The sequence below is a fragment of the Vibrio sp. 1402 genome (assembly GCF_033340275.1).
This window is the reverse complement of record NZ_JAWOWE010000046.1, coordinates 1-2,058: the sequence shown is the minus strand read 5'-3', so window position 1 is coordinate 2,058 and position 2,058 is coordinate 1. Positions and strand designations below refer to the sequence as shown.

Sequence of the window (2,058 nt, the reverse complement as noted above, 5' to 3'; positions counted from 1 at the left end):
TTCATGATAGCCCATATCGTTTAAGCACTTCAAGTATTCCTGCACTCTGTTTGGATCAAGATGTTTTGGACAGAGCGATGCGCATCAGCCACCGACCAAGGGAAGTCCGATAGGTGGCAGGTAAAGGCACTAATCAAAACTTGCGAAAGCACGATAAAACCGCCCTGTTGTAGCTGCTAGACGGGGACAAGCGGAAAAGGAATAACTGATTAGTGTTGTGTGACTCGGACGGGGGGCGAAAGCCTTTACACACAGCGCAGGGCAGCCCGAAAGGGTACGAGAAAAAACTCCACGGAAAGCGACCACAGACAATGCTCAGATTCACTCAAAACGAGTCGAAAATGGGTAGGGGTCGGCGCAGCCGAAAGGGCTGAGAGCGCCGCCTTGTGCGGCAACCTTATTGCCCTTTTGGGCTTGTCCACAAAAGAGCGTGAGCTCCTCAAACAGCCCTTTAAGTTCTTTTCGGTGGGCAATGCCCTAAGGAAAAATCTTTGATTTTTAGAGGAGGGTACGGGGGAAGTTATTCTCCCTTTTGATTACTGTGACGTTTTTCAAAGCTACTAGCTAATTGCTTTAACTTTGTATAATCCAGTGGTTCATCATCCAGTGTTAAACCTGCATGTTTAAGATATTCAGCAATAAGCCTTTTCTCATTACTCAACCGATCACGCTGTCCTAGTTTGCTCATTGTTTCTTTGTGCTGCCTGCGTATTGCATGATTCGCTAATTTTAATCGTTCACTTGATTCTGTTTGTTGACGTGCTGCCTGATTTTGAATCGTGTCGAGTTCGCGTTCTCTGCGGTTTAGTTGTTCTGCCTTTTGTGAGTGTGCGCGTAGTACATCTTGCTCCATCTGTTGTCGGTATTGCTGTTTGAATTTCTCCAACTCTTCTGATTTTTGAGCTAATTTTTGTTTCGCTTCTATCAGAGATGCATCTGAGAACGTGCGAAAAGTGTTGAACATTACTCCTAAAATTAAAGCTGTGACTAAACAGAATATGAAAATGTAACTCCATGATTGCCACTGAAACCAGAGTGTTTCTGAGCCCTTTGCGAGCAAAACAGGTTTCATCGAGTTGGATGTATCAATTAGCCAAATCGTGCTATCGGGGGTTAGAAAATCAAGAAATGGTGCTGCAAAAAGCAATACCAATCCCACGACTATGACGGTTAAAAATCCCCAAATCATCGTAGGTACACCTCTGTTATATCGGGGCGAAAATGCCCTAGCTCTTGAGAAATGATCGTCATGACATCGATACGTTCAAAGTGATTCGCCAATTGTTCATAACGATTTTGAGCGTAGCTGTGGCGTAGGCCGTGAGCACCGTTTGAATAGCCCAGAGCGCGAGAACTCGCTTTGCTGAACGCATCAGAGAATTTGTGTCCACCGGCTATGTTGTAGTGCGATTCGTAATTCACACCTCTGTCCGATATTTGCTGCGGCATATCGAGTCTGCGTTCTTCTAACTTTTCTGCTAAATAGTTGGGGATTTGCACTTCACGAATGAGACCGCCTTTCCCTTGAACCGTGTAGGTTTTTGAGTCATTGGGGAGTTGGGAAAATTTATCTTGGTGTACGTCCCGTGGACTCGGATTTACTTCGCCAGAAGGTCGTAGTGTGTACAGTTCGTGAGCGCGTAGACCCGCTTCATGACAAAGTTGTGTTGAGAGTGCATGTTGCTCGGTTTGGTGCTGAATGATCGCATTGACCTGTTCTGGCGTGTAAGAACGAGAGTTTTCAATAGTTTCTTTTTTAGATGTAGGAAGCTCTTTGGGTGGGTATAGTGTTTGATTGGGTTCTAACTTATGTGTGACATGCTGCATCATTGTTTGTATTGCCTGACGATCCATGTCGATTGTGCTTTGTTTACATTCGTGAGCGCGTAACTCTATGTAGTTTTTTGCTTGTTCTGGGGTTAGTTCTCTTAGAGAGCCAAGCTTGAACTCTTTCAAATAATCGCAACAAGTTTTCAGTGCTTGTTCGTAATTTCTAGCTGTTCCAACCGATTCTATGATGTTGCCTTTACCCTGCAATTCCTTCATCACAGAGGCGGC

General features: G+C 44.8%; 2 protein-coding genes. Both read right to left on the bottom strand.

Annotation, left to right across the window (positions count from 1 at the left end; translation table 11 throughout):
* Nucleotides 1-520: 520 nt before the first annotated feature.
* Entirely contained in the window at nt 521-1,189 is a 669-nt protein-coding gene (locus R7044_RS23990; RefSeq protein WP_169696972.1) for a hypothetical protein, read from the bottom strand.
* Nucleotides 1,186-2,058 (bottom strand): tyrosine-type recombinase/integrase (locus R7044_RS23985; protein WP_225455843.1); only part of this gene is annotated, 873 nt, incomplete at its 5' end. The genes R7044_RS23985 and R7044_RS23990, both read right to left, overlap by 4 nt.